General features: G+C 62.3%; 15 protein-coding genes and 1 pseudogene. 3 read left to right on the top strand and 13 right to left on the bottom strand.

From position 1 onward, the window contains the following. Nucleotides 1-180: 180 nt before the first annotated feature. Together GGD61_RS39470 and GGD61_RS39475 are read right to left on the bottom strand one after the other, a co-directional pair. Nucleotides 181-456, bottom strand: a pseudogene (locus GGD61_RS39470) (IS3 family transposase); the annotation flags it as partial. Nucleotides 457-609: 153 nt separating this feature from the next. Next, complete coding sequence (locus GGD61_RS39475) at nt 610-1008, bottom strand: helix-turn-helix domain-containing protein (protein ID WP_183232458.1); 399 nt, start codon at nt 1006-1008, stop codon at nt 610-612. Between the two features lie 220 nt (nt 1009-1228). Between GGD61_RS39475 and GGD61_RS39480 the strand changes: the two genes are divergently transcribed. Then, nucleotides 1229-2140, top strand: coding sequence for a LysR family transcriptional regulator (locus GGD61_RS39480; RefSeq protein ID WP_312012855.1), 912 nt, complete (start codon nt 1229-1231; stop codon nt 2138-2140). On the opposite strand, the gene GGD61_RS39485 is transcribed toward GGD61_RS39480, so the two are convergent. The 11 genes from GGD61_RS39485 to trbB are packed head-to-tail and all read right to left on the bottom strand — an operon-like array spanning nt 2104 to nt 11812. After that, nucleotides 2104-2361, bottom strand: coding sequence for a DUF2274 domain-containing protein (locus tag GGD61_RS39485; protein ID WP_183232460.1), 258 nt, complete (start codon nt 2359-2361; stop codon nt 2104-2106). The two genes, GGD61_RS39480 and GGD61_RS39485, sit on opposite strands and share 37 nt — an antisense overlap. Further along, nucleotides 2358-3557: a TrbI/VirB10 family protein gene (locus tag GGD61_RS39490; protein WP_183232461.1), complete on the bottom strand. Its 1200-nt coding sequence runs from the start codon at nt 3555-3557 to the stop codon at nt 2358-2360. The genes GGD61_RS39485 and GGD61_RS39490 overlap by 4 nt, the downstream gene beginning before the upstream one ends. Further along, nucleotides 3548-4627: a P-type conjugative transfer protein TrbG gene (gene trbG / locus GGD61_RS39495; RefSeq protein WP_183232462.1), complete on the bottom strand. Its 1080-nt coding sequence runs from the start codon at nt 4625-4627 to the stop codon at nt 3548-3550. The genes GGD61_RS39490 and trbG overlap by 10 nt, the downstream gene beginning before the upstream one ends. Beyond that, on the bottom strand, nt 4624-5313 hold the full coding sequence (gene trbF, locus GGD61_RS39500) for a conjugal transfer protein TrbF (protein WP_183232463.1): 690 nt from the start codon (nt 5311-5313) through the stop codon (nt 4624-4626). The genes trbG and trbF overlap by 4 nt, the downstream gene beginning before the upstream one ends. 3 nt (nt 5314-5316) lie before the next feature. After that, on the bottom strand, nt 5317-6678 hold the full coding sequence (gene trbL / locus GGD61_RS39505; protein ID WP_183232464.1) for a P-type conjugative transfer protein TrbL: 1362 nt from the start codon (nt 6676-6678) through the stop codon (nt 5317-5319). Beyond that, nucleotides 6675-6992, bottom strand: coding sequence for a putative entry exclusion protein TrbK-alt (gene trbK-alt, locus GGD61_RS39510; RefSeq protein WP_183232465.1), 318 nt, complete (start codon nt 6990-6992; stop codon nt 6675-6677). The genes trbL and trbK-alt overlap by 4 nt, the downstream gene beginning before the upstream one ends. A 10-nt stretch (nt 6993-7002) precedes the next feature. Continuing rightward, complete coding sequence (gene trbJ, locus GGD61_RS39515) at nt 7003-7728, bottom strand: P-type conjugative transfer protein TrbJ (protein ID WP_409362505.1); 726 nt, start codon at nt 7726-7728, stop codon at nt 7003-7005. 26 nt (nt 7729-7754) lie between these two features. Beyond that, on the bottom strand, nt 7755-10193 hold the full coding sequence (gene trbE / locus GGD61_RS39520) for a conjugal transfer protein TrbE (protein WP_183232467.1): 2439 nt from the start codon (nt 10191-10193) through the stop codon (nt 7755-7757). A gap of 7 nt (nt 10194-10200) precedes the next feature. After that, nucleotides 10201-10476 carry a VirB3 family type IV secretion system protein gene (locus GGD61_RS39525; protein ID WP_183232468.1) on the bottom strand — a complete coding sequence of 92 codons (276 nt, stop codon included), beginning with the start codon at nt 10474-10476 and terminating at the stop codon, nt 10201-10203. Further along, complete coding sequence (locus tag GGD61_RS39530) at nt 10476-10817, bottom strand: TrbC/VirB2 family protein (RefSeq protein ID WP_183232469.1); 342 nt, start codon at nt 10815-10817, stop codon at nt 10476-10478. The genes GGD61_RS39525 and GGD61_RS39530 overlap by 1 nt, the downstream gene beginning before the upstream one ends. After that, nucleotides 10814-11812, bottom strand: a complete 999-nt coding sequence (gene trbB, locus GGD61_RS39535) for a P-type conjugative transfer ATPase TrbB (RefSeq protein WP_183232470.1) — start codon at nt 11810-11812, stop codon at nt 10814-10816. The genes GGD61_RS39530 and trbB overlap by 4 nt, the downstream gene beginning before the upstream one ends. 838 nt (nt 11813-12650) lie before the next feature. On the opposite strand from trbB, the gene GGD61_RS39540 reads away from it, so the two are divergent. Both GGD61_RS39540 and GGD61_RS39545 read left to right on the top strand, forming a co-directional pair. After that, complete coding sequence (locus GGD61_RS39540) at nt 12651-12854, top strand: hypothetical protein (RefSeq protein WP_183232471.1); 204 nt, start codon at nt 12651-12653, stop codon at nt 12852-12854. Nucleotides 12855-14348: 1494 nt separating this feature from the next. After that, nucleotides 14349-14579 (top strand): hypothetical protein, encoded by a 231-nt coding sequence (locus GGD61_RS39545; protein WP_183232472.1) that lies wholly within the window; start codon nt 14349-14351, stop codon nt 14577-14579. Nucleotides 14580-14800: the final 221 nt, after the last annotated feature.

Consider the following 14800-nt stretch of genomic DNA (forward strand, 5'->3'; position numbering starts at 1 on the left):
GGGTGAACCGGTTCGTGTTCCTCAACCTTCCAATACTTCAGCCTCGGGGACCATCTCGGCTTAACGGCTTCGCCTCAATCCCCTTTACCTGCGGGGTACGTCACCCTGCCAGTTGACGACAGGTCACCGCCGCTTGGGCTCATGTCCCCTCACAGCAGGGAACAAGTCATTTTTCAGTCCTCATTTCTCTTTTGCATTCCAGTCATACGCTTCCCCAACTGAGGGGCGAGGCGCACTGTAGGTGATGTCCGCGACCCAAAGCTGATCGAGGCTGTTTGGCACCATGCCACGGGCGAGGTTCGGCACCACGCGCCAGGCATGGCGCGAGTCCGTCGTCACGGGCACGAACGGCTTTTGCGGCAGGCACAGCAGGTTATCCTGTTGCATCAGGCGCAGCACGCGTTTGCTGTTCACCGCCAAGCCTTCCCGGCACAGCAGAGCCGTGATCCGGCGATAGCCGTAATGCCGTGCACCAGCGCCAGCCGCTGGATCGCGTCCCGCACCTCGGTCTCTTCCGCACGCGGGCGGTGCCGGTAATAGCCGGCACGGCTGACGCCGGCCAGGGCGACATCCGACCGATCGTGAGTTCGCCTTGCGACAGAGGGGCCGTCATCGCTTGGATGACCGCGTAGATCCCGTTGCGCCGGGTCCGGCGTTCGGCCGCCGTGCTTCCCTGACCCGCCGCAAGGCTTGTCGAAAAAAATCCAGTTCGATCTGCTGCTGGCCGACCTTGCGCTCAAGTTCGGCAATGCGGGGATCACCAGCCGCGACCTCGCGCGCCCGTTTCTTCACTTTCGCCGTCAAGACCCCATCGTCCTTGCGAGGCCGCCCCAGTGGGCGCAGCGCTTCCGCTCCGCCCGCCCGGAACAGCTTTCGCCACGAATAAAGGTCTTTGCGCAGCACCGTCAGTTCATCTGACAGAGCCCGAACCGTCTCGCCCGCCAATAGCCGGCGGACCGCCTCAAGCTTGAATTCTCGATCGAACTTACGGGGGGATTTGTTGGGCATCCGTTCTCCTTTAGAGAACTGTCCCCGGTTTTTCTTGTCTGACTTTTGGGGGTGCAACTCCACATGGATATTCCCGGTTTTACCCATTTCGAAAGAAACTTTGCTTCCGATTAATTTGGAAGGAAATTCTACTGCCGGTTGATCTTTTGGTCGACCCGAACTGCGTTGTGGCACTTGACCGAGTAATACGAGTTAGAGGGGTTACGCTCCGACCGTGCCAGTGGAATTTCGCGACCTACGCTGGGCGATTGTCGCGTCTCAGCACCGAAGCATTCGCCAAGCTGCAGAGGCGCTCAGGATCAAGCAGCCAACGCTCAGTCGCTGCCTTCGAAATCTCGAGCAAACGGTGGGTAGCAAGCTCTTCAAGCGCACCAACGGTGGCACGCGACCAACCATGGAAGGTCAAGAATTCCTAGAGGATGCCCGACGCATCGTAGGCGCGATTGAATCCATGACCGCTCGCCTCAAGATCCGCTCGCGTGGCGAGAGTGGTCGCTTGATCATCGGCATACACACCTCTCTCTCGGCAGGCAATCTCCGTGCCACTCTCATCGAGCACCGGCAGCGTTTTCCCGATGTCGATACACAATTTGTCGATGGCGCAAGCGATCATTTAATCTCGGATCTCACCAGCTCTGCCGTTGACATTGCCGTAGTAGCTGAGTCCCATCCGAACTGGAGCGATAGGTCATTGTTGCTCTGGAGCGAGCGTGTCGTTGCCGCCCTACCCGCGAAACATCCTCTCACAAGTCGCGACCTAATTCACTGGGGCGAACTGAAAGCCGAACAGTTGTTGATTTCACAGCGTGGCCCAGGATCGGAATTTCTGAAGCTCCTCCTCAGCAAGTTGGAGACTCCCGATCCTTGTACTCTGCTTCGCCATGAAGTGGTGCTCGACCAGTTGCTGCCATTGGTCGGCGTGGACTGGGGCATTCTGTTAGCATTGGAAAGTGCGACCGGCGTTACTTATCCAGGTGTCACCTTCCGCGAAGTTCATGATGCCGAGGGTCCAACGCGACTGAGCTTCCGCGCTTATTGGCGAGAGGGCAACAGCAATCCATCGCTGCGTCCATTCCTCGACTTGCTGCGCGAGCGCTATCCGGATCTTTCCGCCGCCCCGGGCGAGACCTGAGCAGTATTTCGCCGCGCCTTCGCAAAGGCGCGGTCGGTTGCCATGAACCGCTCGATCATCGGCGCGATCAGTTTGGTCGGTTCCGTTGGCGTCGCCGTGCCTCCGCTATGCGACAAAATCTCGGCGTAGCTTTTCAGATCCCTAAAGACTGCCGCCGGCAGCTCGATCGTGAGCTTGACTGGTTTGGCGTCTTCGAGTGGTCCAAGCTTGAGCTTCGTCATCGCGCACCTTTTCGTCCGTAAGGAGAAAGCACCAGATCGCGCGTGACGATGACGCGGACCGGGAAACCTGGCCGGATGGTCAACGTCGGCTGGATATTGAGCTGACGCTGCACGATCTGCTGGCCGGTCTGGCTGATGCTGTTGGACGCGCCGCTGCGGATTGCTTGAACAAGGTTGCTCTCATTCTGGCTCGTTCCCGCCTCGGCTCCGACGCTTAGCATGGTCGAGAGAGCGGCAGCCTTGAACAGCATGCCCCAATGGTTATCGACCTCGTCCTCAAGCCCGGCATATCCACCGGTGTCGGCGCCGGGCTGGCGCTCCAGCACGATCGAACTGCCGTCCGGCATGATGATGCGGGTCCAGACCAGGAGGATGCGGCTCTGGCCGAACGCCACGGAGCTATCGTATTGACCGATCAGCTTCGCGCCTTGGGGCACCAAAAGATATTTGCCGGACGGACTGTCGTAGACCGCCTCGGTGATTTGGGCGGTGACCCGGCCTGGCAGATCGGAGCGGATGCCCGTGATCAGCGCTGCCGGGATCACGGTGCCCGCCTGCACGACATAAGGGGAGGCTTTGATTTCGAGCCGATCAGGACTGACCGTGCGCTTGTCCGTCGACGCATTGAGAAATGCCGTCTTGCGGTCCTGCATATTCTGGGCAGATCCGGCATCGACAGGCGGCGTCGCGGCGGGCGGCATCGCGGCTCCGGTCGCCGTACTCGGGACGACTTGGCCGGCGCTCTGTGGTTGCTGAGTCTGAGCGAAAAGCCGGCTGACGCGCGCCGCTTCGATCTCCTGCGCCCTATGCTGGCTCTCTGGATCGGCCGTCGTTGCGGGGACCATGGTGTTCGGTGCAGCCCCCGCGTTGAGGATCGGCTTGCCGAGATCGCCGGGCAGCGGCGGCCCGAGCGGCGGCGCCTGACGTGGCAGGCCAGTATAGTCCTTCGGCAAGGCGGTCAGGCCCTCGGCCGAAGGGCTATTCTGGGTGCTGAGCAACTCCTGGCCAGCTTGCTGCTTGTTGCGGGTTTGCAGGGCGTAGCCGAGCGCTCCCGCCACTGCGAGGGCAGACACCGCACTGAAGCAGATCAGGATCTTGCGCGAGAGGCGTGTGACAGGTGGCCGCTCGCCGCGGAGCCGAAAGTCCGGCGGCGCGACGGGTGGGATGTCGGTTTGAGTTTCGCCGTCTATCGCCATGAGCGCGGCCTTCCGTCAGTACGAACAATGCGCACGCGCCGCTCGCTATCCTTGTCGCCAAGACGCAATTCGGCGGCGGCGAACAGACGATCGACGATGTAGTAGTTGCGGTTCGCTCGATAGTTGACCAGCTCGGAGCCACCGGCCGGACCGATGACGAACAGCGGCGGCATTTCGCCCTGAACGATGCCGCTGGGGAATTCGATGTAGACCTTGTTCCCGTCGTCGAAGGCTCGCAGCGGACGCCAGGCCGGATCATCGCCCTCGATTGCGTAGCGGAAGTTGATCGAGGCGAGATCGACGCCGGCCGCGATCGGAGCTGCGGCCTCAGCCGTTGCGTTCTGCTGCCGAAGCGCGATGAGTTGATCCTCGGGATACTGCCAGGAGACCGAGGCCATATAGGTCTTCTCCGTCGAGCGCAGCTCGAGGAGATAGGTCCGCCGGTCGGTGTTGATGACGAGATTCGTGACCAACTCCGGCCGCGTCGGCTTGACCAGGATGTGGATCTTCTTGGTCGCGCCCGCGCCACTCTCGGTATCGCCGATGATCCAGCGCACGGTGTCGCCGGCGGCGACAGGCCCGGAGCCTGTGAGTTGCTCGCCCTCCTGCAGGGCGACATCGGTGATCTGGCCGGGCGCCGTATAGACTTGGTAGAGGGCTCCTCCGGAGAAAGGATAGACCTGTACCGCATTGATAAAACCAGTGCGCATTGGCTGTACCCGTGCCGCAGCGTTGGCCAGTTTGACGCGAACCCTGGGATCAGCGGCCTCCGGGACGCGCTTGGCCGCCGTGAGCGGTTTCAGCTGCCCGGGCAGCGGCAGCGGCTTGGGCAATTCCACGATCTTGACGGGCGCTGGTGGATCGGCGGTGAGTGTTGCCGGCTCCGCCGTGTCGTAGTTGATGTCGGGCGGGATGAAATTGTGTGCGCAGCCGCCGAGGGCCGAGACGGACATCAGCAAAGCCGCCACAGCGGATTTACGGAAGCACGTATCGCCGCATTTCCGGTTTTGCTGAACGATGAAGAGACGCGAAGCCGGACGGCCCGCGCTAAAGGAGATCGGCGGGGTCATTGTCCCAGCTCCTTCGACCAGTTGATGGCGTTGACGTAGATGCCGAGCGGATTCTTGCGCAGCCGATCGGCATCGGTGGGTGGCTGAATGGCGATGGTGAGGATGGCGGTCCAACGTGTGGTGCCGGCGAGCGCTCCGTCCTGATAGCGGTGCTCCACCCAGGCCACGCGAAAACTGTCGGGCGAGGCGCGGATGACGCTGGAGACGTCGATTGCAACCTGCTGCTTGCCGAGACTGGCGAAGGGATCATTGGCGCGGGCGTAATCGTTCAGCGCCATCGCCCCCGCCGTGGTCGTGAAATCATAGGCCTTCAGCCAATTCTCCCGCACGATGATCGGGTCGGCCGGAAGCGAGCGCACCATGGCGACGAAGTGGGCGAGATACCAGGCAATCTGCGGATCACTCGGCCTGTAGTCGGCCACGGCGGGCGCTATCGCCTGTGCCTCGCCGAGCTTGTCGACCTGCACCACCCAGGGAACGACGGTGCCGTGTGTGGATTGCCAGACGAGACCGCCGGCGAGACCGCACGCCAGGATCAGCGAACCGAAGGCCATCAGCCGCCAGTTCTTTGCCTGCACGCGGGCGGAGCCGATGCGATCGTCCCAAACTTGCGCCGCGCGCTGGTACGGGGTTTCGGGTTCGGGCGTGCGGCCGTAGCGGACCGACGATCGCCGAAAGACTGACATTCGTTATTCTCCTCCCTTGAGGTCGACGGAGTGGCCGCCGCCATGGCTGTCGCCGGATTTGAGGGCTTGCGCGGCTGTCTGCGCGCCGTGAATGACTGTCTGATTGCGCTTGACGCGCTGGGCCCAGGCGGGCGGACCGCTGTTGCTTGCGGCTTGAGAGGCAGCTCCATTGTTTGCGGCCTCACCGCGCTCAATGGTCCCCATGGTCGAGGAGCCACCGGTATTTGCGACCGCAGACCGGCCGCCTGATGCGAAGCTCTCCGTCATTGACCCGGCTGCTTGCGCAACGGCGCGTCTGACGGGCGCTGCCGCCGTGCTGGCGGCAGCACGGCCGGCACCGCTGAGACCGGAGGCGACGCCACCAGCGCCGGACTGGCCAGCGGAGGCGAGGCTGTAGGCCGAGGACATACCGCCCGCCATCGCCGCACCACCGCGCGCAGCCGCGGCGGTGCCGGAAGCTGCTGCCATCGCTCCCCGCCCCGCGAGCCCAAGCGCCGCGCCGCCTGCCATCGCCGTCCCGGCGACGGCAAGGCCGGTGCCGACGGCGGCACCCGCGCCAAGCTGCGGCGCTCCTGAGACGAGACCAGTTGCGATGCCGGGACCGAAGATGCCGAGGCCGAGCATGGCGAGTGCTGCGAGCACGACCGAGAGCGCCTGCTCGATGGTCGGCTGGCCGCCGCCATAGGCTGACGTGAACTGGGAGAAGAGCCCGGTTCCGATGCCGACGATCACAGCGAGCACCATCACTTTCACGCCTGAGGCGACGACATTGCCCAGCACCTTCTCCGCAAGAAAGGCGGTCTTGTTGAATAGAGCGAAGGGAATGAGGATGAAGCCGGCGAGTGTCGTCAGCTTGAATTCGATCAGCGTGACGAACAGCTGCACCGCCAGAATGAAGAAGGCGATCAGGACCAACAGCCAGGACACCATCAGCACCGCGATCTGGACGAAGTTCGCAAAGAAGCTGGTGAAACCCATCATCTGGCTTGCGGCGTCGAGCAGCGGCTGCCCGGCATCCAAGCCGACCTGTGCGAGCCGGCCGGGCCGCAGGAAGTCCGCTGTCGAGATGGACGAGCCGCCGGCCTTCAGGCCAAGGCCGGCGAAGCTATTGAAGATGACGCCGGAGAGATTGTTGAAGTTGGTGATGATAAAGGCGAAGAAGCCGATATAGAGCGTTTTTTTCACGAGGCGCTGGAGAATGTCTTCGTCCGCGCCCCAGGCCCAGAACAAGCCGGCCAAGGTGATGTCGATGACGATCAGGGTCGAGGCGAGATAGGTGACCTCGCCTTTGATCAGGGCGAAGCCTGAATCGATATACGTGGTGTAGGTATTGAGAAAGGTATCGATGACCCCGACGTTGTTCACGGCTTCTCTCCCTTTGGAACACTCGTCGACGGAGTGGCCGGCGCGGCCTGCGGCAGAAGTGGCCGCGCCGGCCTGCCGAAGAAGCGCGCGCGGTTCTCCTCCCAGACCGCCTGGCAGTGCGGATCTTCGGCATCCTGGGGCCCAAGCGCGCGGCAGCGGCGCAGCTCGGCCGACAGATCGTCAGGCGTTGAGACAGAGGGAGCGTCGGATACGGGCCGCTCCGCTGGACGCCGATGGATGGCGTGCAGCGCGGCGAGGAAAATCACAAACAGGATGATCATCGCACCTGCGCGAAGGATATCCGAGCGCTCCATGATCGGTGCCTCAGTTGCCGTTGAACATGGTGACGTTGCCCGGCTGGTAGCCGGTGCGCGTCGAGAAGATCTTGTATTGCTGCTGCCCCTGGGACTCGGTCGCCGTTACGCGCGCCTGCTCCAGCGCGTCCGCTCGTCCCTTCGCGGCGAGAACTGCGACAAGGTCAGAAAGCTGCTGGGATTGCAGCGCGAGGAGCTGGTTGCCGGCTTGAGCGGCCTGCAGCGCGCCACTTGCGGACTGGCTCGCGGTGACCAGTGACGTCATCGCGTTGGAGTTGGTCGAGATATTGCCGACGACGCCGGCCTGGACCTTCAGAGAGTCCTCGAAAGCGCCGACCGAGTTCTGCCAACGCGTTTGGGCAGCGGCGAACAGCGTGGCATTGGAGCCCGTGACCGGAGCGGTACCGTAGCTGCTGGAATAGGCAGTCTGGATACCCTGAACGTTGAAAGCGATATTTTGCGCCTGGCTCAGCAGCGATTGGGTCCGAGCGATCGTCGACTGAAGCTGGGCCAGCGTCGACATTGGCAGGCTCGCGAGATTTTTCGCCTGGTTCACCAGGCTCTGGGCCTGATTGGTCAGCATCTGGATCTGATTGTTGATCTGCTGCAGCTCGCGCGCCGCGGTCAGCACGTTCTGGCTGAAGTTGCTGGGATCGTAGACGATCACCTGCGTAGAGGCCGTCGTCGTCAAAAGCGGCTGAAGCGACAGGATCAGCGACAGGGCGCTTGCGACCATTAGGCTATGGCGCGTATTGGGAACGGTCATGATTGCACCTCCAGGTTTGTCAGGTCAGGGATGAGATCGGCGGCCCACAGGAGCTCGTGATCGGCGAGCCAGGCCGGCGTAAAATCCTCGCGGCCGTGATCGGCGAGCAGCCGTTCGATTGCGGCATGATCGTCCCTTGAGGATGCCGCGCAGAAGGCAAGCGCGATCGGCCCGAGGCCCAGCTCAAACAGCCGGTTGCCGCGTCGCGATTGGCAGTAGTAGTCCCGCTTTGGCGTCGCTCGCGCGATGATCTCGATCTGGCGATCGTGCAGACCGAAGCGTCGATAGATTGCCGTGAGCTGCGGCTCGATGGCGCGCTCGTTCGGCAGGAAGATGCGCGTCGGGCAGCTCTCGACGATGGCAGGTGCGATGTTGCTGCCGTCGATGTCGGAGAGCGATTGCGTGGCGAAAACGACGGAGGCATTCTTCTTCCTCAACGTTTTCAGCCATTCCCGCAGCTGCTGGGCGAAGGCGGGATCGTCGAGCACGAGCCAGCCCTCGTCGATGATGAGGAGTGTCGGCCGGCCGTCGAGCCGTCCCTCAATGCGATGGAAGAGATAGGTGAGGACGGCGGGTGCCGCGCCGGCCCCGATCAAGCCCTCGGTTTCGAAAGCCTGGACGGACGCGAAGCCGAGGTGTTCAACCTCGGCGTCGAGCAGCCGGCCGGAAGCGCCGCCGACGCAATAGGGTTGCAGCGCCTGCTTGAGCGCGGACGATTGCAACAGAACGGTCAGGCCGGTGATCGTCCGTTCCTCGACGGGCGAGGAAGCCAGTGAGGTCAACGCCGACCAGACATGCTCCTTCGCGGTCGGGTCGATGGTGACGCCTTCCTTGGCAAGGATCGCGGTCACCCATTCGGCAGCCCAGGCGCGCTCCGCGGCATCGCCGATGCGCGCTAGCGGCTGAAGCGAAACGGAATCATCGGCGCTATTCGACAGGCTGCCGCCGAGGTCGTGCCAGTCGCCCCTCATGGCCAGCGCCGCGGCGCGGATCGAGCCGCCGAAATCGAAGGCAAAGATCTGGCTTTTGCGGTAGCGGCGGAACTGGATCGCCATCAGCGCCAGCAGCACGGACTTGCCGGCGCCGGTCGGGCCGACGATCAGGGTATGACCGACGTCGCCGACATGCAACGAGAAGCGGAAGGGCGTCGAGCCCTCGGTCTTGCCGAAGAACAACGGCGCGCTACGAAAATGTTCGTCGCGCGCTGGCCCCGCCCAGACCGCCGACAGCGGAATCATGTGGGCGAGGTTCAATGTGGAGAGCGGCGGCTGACGAACGTTTGCATAGGCGTGGCCCGGCAGTGAGCCAAGCCAGGCTTCGAGCGCATTCACCGCTTCCGGCATGCAGGTGAAGTCGCGTCCCTGGATCACCTTCTCGACGAGACGAAGCTTCTCGGTGGCGCGGCCGGGATCCTCGTCCCAGACGGTGACGGTCGCGGTGACGTAGGCCTGGCCGACATCATCGGTACCGAGTTCCTGCAACGCGAGATCGGCGTCAGTGGCCTTGTTGGCAGCGTCGCTATCGACCAGGGTCGAAGCCTCGTTTGTCATCACCTCCTTGACGATGGCGGCGATGGACTTTCGTTTGGCGAACCACTGCCGGCGGATCCTCGTCAGCAGTTTCACCGCCTCGGTCTTGTCGAGGAGGATTGCACGTGTCGACCAGCGGTAAGGGAAGGCAAGCCGGTTCAGCTCGTCGAGGATTCCGGGATGGGTCGCGGTCGGAAAGCCGACCACGGTGAGCGTGCGAAGGTGGTGGCTGCCGAGACGCGGCTCGAGGCCGCCGGCGAGCGGCTCGTCCGCGAGCAGCGCGTCGAGATGCATCGGCGTTTCCGGGACACGGACGCGCTGTTGCCGCGTCGAGATGGTCGAGTGCAGGTAAGTCAGCGTGTCGCCATCATCGAGCCACGCCACCTCCGGCATGAACCCTTCGAGCAGTTGCAGGACGCGGTTGGTCCGATCGACGAAGCCACGCAAAAGTTCGTAAGGATCGATGCCGCTCTGCGCGCGGCCTTCATAGAGCCAGCCCTCGATGCGCGATGCGTCCTCGGCCGGCGGAAGCCAAACGAAAGTCAAGAAATAGCGGCTCTCGAAATGCGCCCCGGCCTCCTCGAAAGCATCCCGCCGCTCCAGATCGACCAGCGCCGATGCAGCATCTGGAAAGGCGTTGTAGGGATAGGTCTGGGCGGCGCTGCGCTGAGCTTCGACGAAGATCGCCCAGCCTGAGCCAAGACGGCGGAGCGCGTTGTTGAGGCGGGCCGTCACGCCGACCAGCTCCGCAGGGGTCGCGCTGTCGAGATCCGGACCGCGAAAGCGCGCCGTCCGCTGGAACGATCCGTCCTTGTTGAGAACCACGCCGCGTTCGACCAACGCGGCCCAGGGCAGGAAGTCGGGAAGACTGGCGGGCCGATTGCGATACTCAGCGAGATTCAGCATGGAAGCCTCATGTGGCGAGGTAAGGCGGATAGCGGAGGTGGCGTCGAACAACGTCCACGAACTGCGGGTCGCGCTTGGCCGCCCAGACGGCCGCGGCGTGACCCACGGCCCAGATCAGTGCGCCGGGAATCCAGAGGCGTAGCCCAAGCGCGATAGCAGCCGCCAAGGTGCCGTTGGCGATCGCGACGCTGCGCGGAGCGCCGCCCATCAGGATGGGCTCGGTGAGCGCGCGATGGACCGGCGCGAAGAAGCCCGGCACCTCTGGATCGACAAGTGCAGCCATTAGACCAGCGCTCCGCCCGAGAAGCTGAAGAACGTCAGGAAGAAGCTCGAGGCGGCGAAGGCGATCGACAGACCGAAGACGATCTGGATCAGCCGGCGGAAGCCGCCGGCGGTATCGCCGAACGCCAGCGTCAGGCCGGTCACGGTGATGATGATGACTGAGATGATCTTCGCGACCGGACCTTGCACCGATTCCAGGATCTGGTTGAGGGGCGTTTCCCAGGGCATCGAGGAGCCTGAGGCGTAGGCCGCGGGCGCGAACGCGACGGAAATAAGGGCAATCGCGGCGACGTCGGTGAAGCGACGGCGAATGCGAAGAACTACGGGAACAAATCGAATCATGATGGATCTCCGGGAAGCGAGGATTCGCCGCCCGCCCCGGCGGACTGGACGCGGTAATCGCCAGTGGCGGGATCGAGGCCGGCGACGAGAGCAAGTTCAGCAAGGCGGCGTTCGCTGCCACGGCCGCGCAGCACCGCGACGACATCGATCGTCTCGGCAATCAGCGCCTTGGGTACGGTGAGGACGGCTTCCTGGATGAGCTGTTCGAGGCGACGGAGCGCGCCTAGCGCCGTGCCGGCGTGAATCGTACCGATCCCACCGGGGTGGCCGGTCCCCCAGGCTTTGAGAAGCTCCAGCGCTTCGCTCCCCCGCACCTCCCCAACCGGAATGCGATCAGGGCGCAGCCGCAGCGACGATCGAACCAGATCGGACAGCGACGCGACGCCGTCCTTGGTGCGCAGCGCGACCAGATTGGGCGCGCGGCACTGCAGCTCGCGCGTGTCCTCGATCAGCACCACGCGATCGGTGGTGCCGGCGATCTCGGCGAGCAGTGCATTGGTGAGGGTGGTCTTGCCGGTCGAGGTGCCGCCGGCAACCAGGATGTTCTTGCGCGAAGCCACGGCGGCCTTCAGAGCCGTCGCCTGACCGGCGGTCATCGTCCCCGCTGCGACGTAATCATCGAGCGTGAACACCGCGACCGCAGGCTTGCGGATCGCAAAGGCCGGCGCCGCGACGACCGGCGGGAGAAGTCCTTCGAACCTCTCTCCCGTCTCGGGAAGCTCGGCCGAGACCTGCGGCCTCTCGGCATGCACCTCAGCGCCGACATGGTGCGCGACCAGGCGCACGATCCGCTCGCCATCGGCGGCGGACATCGTGCGTCCGCTATCTTCCAGGCCACCTGACAGCCTGTCGATCCAGAGCCGGCCATCGGGGTTGAGCATCACCTCGACGATCGAGGGGTCTTCGAGAAACGTCGCGATCGCCGGGCCAAGCGCGGTGCGCAGCATGCGTGCGCCACGCGAAAAGGCTTCCGAATGGAGTGAAGTGCCCGCCACGATCGTCCCCCGTCGAGCGCCAATCGCAAAAAAGCGGTCGGCGACGGGGATGGATAGAAAAGGCAGGAAATGGGTTAATTCAACAAGTATTCAGCCGTCGTAGGGGACTAGCGTGGAGCAGAGAAAAAGTGCTTGCTGTATAGAAGGCGAGTCATTAGGCGGTGTTTCTCAGTAAGATCCGCCTTCTCCCTTCGTCCAAGTTTGCCGGAATGTGGTCCGCCATACATTCCGTATCAGAGGTGCAGACGTTCCCGCTCGCACTCATAGTCAGGGTTGGGGCAAATCAAGACGCGATCAGAATACTGCTGAGACCCACAATGACGGTTCGTCGCCGAGTCCTTCAAGTGCGCGCAACCTTAAAAACGAAAGGATTGCGAATCCCAAAACTGCGAGCCGGAACACGATAGCCGTAGCTTGTCATCTGACCGAAAGATCGATCAGCTAGCCTCCATCGCGTTCCGTCTGAATTCAGCCCGCCAACGTATTGATTCTCTCATGAGCGCTTCGCCGGTCGGTCTTGTTTATGCAACGAATGCGCACGCGTTTTGCCATGCTGCGGGTGTCTCCTCTCTCTGCACACTGCCGGACAGCTTAGAGCGTGTCTGACGAGATGGAGCCGACCGATTCTGATAGTTGTGCCACGGCTTTTTCCGATGGATGTATCCCCACCGTCAGCTTCTTCCGCTGCTTGGCTGGCGCGTTGGAGTTAGCGGCGCGTGATAGGGACAGCGCTTTTCGTATGCACGGGCGCCGAGTCACGTGGCCGCTAACTTCGACTGTGGACGACGCAGGCGCGGCGGGGGTTCACCAGAGGCGATGTCTCAACGGGAAGGTCCAAATGGCTTTCAAGGTCCAGAACATCAACGTTGATCTCATCAATGCTACCGCGACACTTATTGCTGTCGATCAGGCCGATCCACAGCATCCGAAAATCATAACCGCTCAATTTCCTTTCGATCCGCCTCATTCGGAGGCGAGGGAGAAGGATCAGGCGATTGCAGCGGCAAAAGCGATTCTTCAACAGGCCCCGAACGAGATTTAGCGATCCCACCAATTTTGACAGGTGCGCAGGCCATTTCTCGACGATACAAGTTGGACACCCTTGAGAGTTTGAGCCTCTCGGGAGCAAAGGTGGCTAGCCCGTCTCCAGGGCACGGGCTAGCCACCACCGCTTGCGAAGCGTACCTTAAGGGTAGCTACAGGCCAACGGATGCACATATTCGAGCGGTACATCGCGTCCCTGAGGTCGCAAGCGCTTGCGGTGCTTGCAGCCAATCAGGCCCGGGCGGTCGATCAGTCTTTGAGCCTGGCAGATCGCCAGGTCGCGACGTTTGATGCTGAGGACGCCCAGGAAATCTTAGGCATCCTCGATTGCGTGAAACTCGACCCCGGGCCAGAGGAGGCACGGAAGATCGCTGTGCGCATACGCACGCTTCTAGAGGGGAGGAAGTGAGTGCGAATCCCCCTTCCACAGGGGCATGAGGCGCCGATCATTTCTAGTAGTTGTGCCGCGGATTTTTCCGAGACGATATACCGCTAGCTTGGCTTGGCCCGCAATCGAATGGAAGCGCTCCATGAGAACACTTCGCGGGATTGCGGCCTTGACTCGGCGGGTGTGTCCCCTCATTTGGGCTTCTTCGAACGTTCCCTGAGCATCGCCGACGCCTAACGATCAAATGTGCTTTGGGGGAGGTAAATGCCAGCACTGCTTTTTCAGTCAGCTTTGCCCGCGAAATCGATGTCGACCAGCTCGCGGTGCTGATGACAGGCGTGCAGCCGACGACGGAACGCGATGGGGCAGAGCTTCTCAGCGCTTCTGCGGTGCGATCCGCGCTGACATCCAATGCTCATCGTGCGGCAAGTTCGGTGCTCGCGTCGTTCGCTCCGCAAAGTCGCGCGCATCAAGGGCTGTTCTCCGGCAAGCTCATTTTAGGTTCGTCGATCCCCAGCGGGCGATGCCCACCATCCGTTCTGCGAATTCTACGGCAATGATGATAATCGCTCCGCGCAGGCTAGCCTCCTCGACTTTGCGTCGGAGCAGAGCGCAGAAACTAGAGCTGTAAGGCTCCTCGTATGCAAAGGTATCGAGCAAGGCCTATTTGACTCTGAGAACCGTTGGAGAGCACCTACCAGCACCAGGGGGTTGCCGCATCCCCGCGTGCCTGTATTAATGCTCGGCCTGTAACTGTTCGAGCTGGCTCCGCTCGTAGGATTAACGCCTTGCCCAGGACCCAAGTGGCAATCCAAGCATTCACGGACTACGTCCGTAGGCCAAGCCATACACCGGCAGAAGACACGTACGGCCCACAGCGAACTAAAGAACAGCGGGCCGATTGGCCCGGGTTGAAGTTATCTGCTCAAAAATGGACGCGGTGGCGGATTGCCTGCTTTCGACCTTATCCGAATTCGAGGCGCTCAGACGCGAGATGGGGACAGACTTTCCCGCAAAGCCACCCGCTTTACTTAACCGTGTAGCGGACGCAATTTTACACCGTGGTTCGGCGGATGCCAGGACCCTCAATCAGGACGGAGCCGGATGATGCCTAGCACATTCTCGCTGCACAAGATCGACGAAGCTATACGCGACCTCGAAGAAAAAGTTGCTCACGGTACAGAAATCACCCGCGAGGAGCTCGCGAGCGGCATTCTGCGGATTACGAAGCGTTTTCGAGATGAACTCGAAGCGGTGGTCACGGTAATTGATAGCCTCAAGGATCACACCGGACTCACGGTGGCAGCCGCTCGACCTAAACAGCGGGAACGTTAGCGGCCACGTGACTTGACGCTTTGAAATGGACCAATAAAGTGCTGTCTCTGCCACTCGCTAGTGACTTCTACGCAGCCAGCCTCAGCGACGAAAGAAGCTGAGGGGGATATATCATCCCGACGATGCCCTAGGGTCTGTTTGGATTCATCTTGAGTTTATCACGGCGGCGGTCAGGTTGATCATTGCTTCGAAGCTCAGATCGGTTTTGTCGGCGCGCATTG

Source organism: Bradyrhizobium sp. SBR1B (assembly GCF_014198205.1).
Taxonomy (GTDB): domain Bacteria; phylum Pseudomonadota; class Alphaproteobacteria; order Rhizobiales; family Xanthobacteraceae; genus Bradyrhizobium.

Coding starts and splice junctions, on each gene's coding strand:
- GGD61_RS39475 (WP_183232458.1), bottom strand. CDS start 1,008: ATGCCCAACAAATCCCCCCGTAAGTTCGATCGAGAATTCAAGCTTGAG.
- GGD61_RS39485 (WP_183232460.1), bottom strand. CDS start 2,361: ATGACGAAGCTCAAGCTTGGACCACTCGAAGACGCCAAACCAGTCAAG.
- GGD61_RS39490 (WP_183232461.1), bottom strand. CDS start 3,557: ATGGCGATAGACGGCGAAACTCAAACCGACATCCCACCCGTCGCGCCG.
- trbG (WP_183232462.1), bottom strand. CDS start 4,627: ATGACCCCGCCGATCTCCTTTAGCGCGGGCCGTCCGGCTTCGCGTCTC.
- trbF (WP_183232463.1), bottom strand. CDS start 5,313: ATGTCAGTCTTTCGGCGATCGTCGGTCCGCTACGGCCGCACGCCCGAA.
- trbK-alt (WP_183232465.1), bottom strand. CDS start 6,992: ATGGAGCGCTCGGATATCCTTCGCGCAGGTGCGATGATCATCCTGTTT.
- trbJ (WP_409362505.1), bottom strand. CDS start 7,728: ATGGTCGCAAGCGCCCTGTCGCTGATCCTGTCGCTTCAGCCGCTTTTG.
- trbE (WP_183232467.1), bottom strand. CDS start 10,193: ATGCTGAATCTCGCTGAGTATCGCAATCGGCCCGCCAGTCTTCCCGAC.
- GGD61_RS39525 (WP_183232468.1), bottom strand. CDS start 10,476: ATGGCTGCACTTGTCGATCCAGAGGTGCCGGGCTTCTTCGCGCCGGTC.
- GGD61_RS39530 (WP_183232469.1), bottom strand. CDS start 10,817: ATGATTCGATTTGTTCCCGTAGTTCTTCGCATTCGCCGTCGCTTCACC.
- GGD61_RS39540 (WP_183232471.1), top strand. CDS start 12,651: ATGGCTTTCAAGGTCCAGAACATCAACGTTGATCTCATCAATGCTACC.
- GGD61_RS39545 (WP_183232472.1), top strand. CDS start 14,349: ATGATGCCTAGCACATTCTCGCTGCACAAGATCGACGAAGCTATACGC.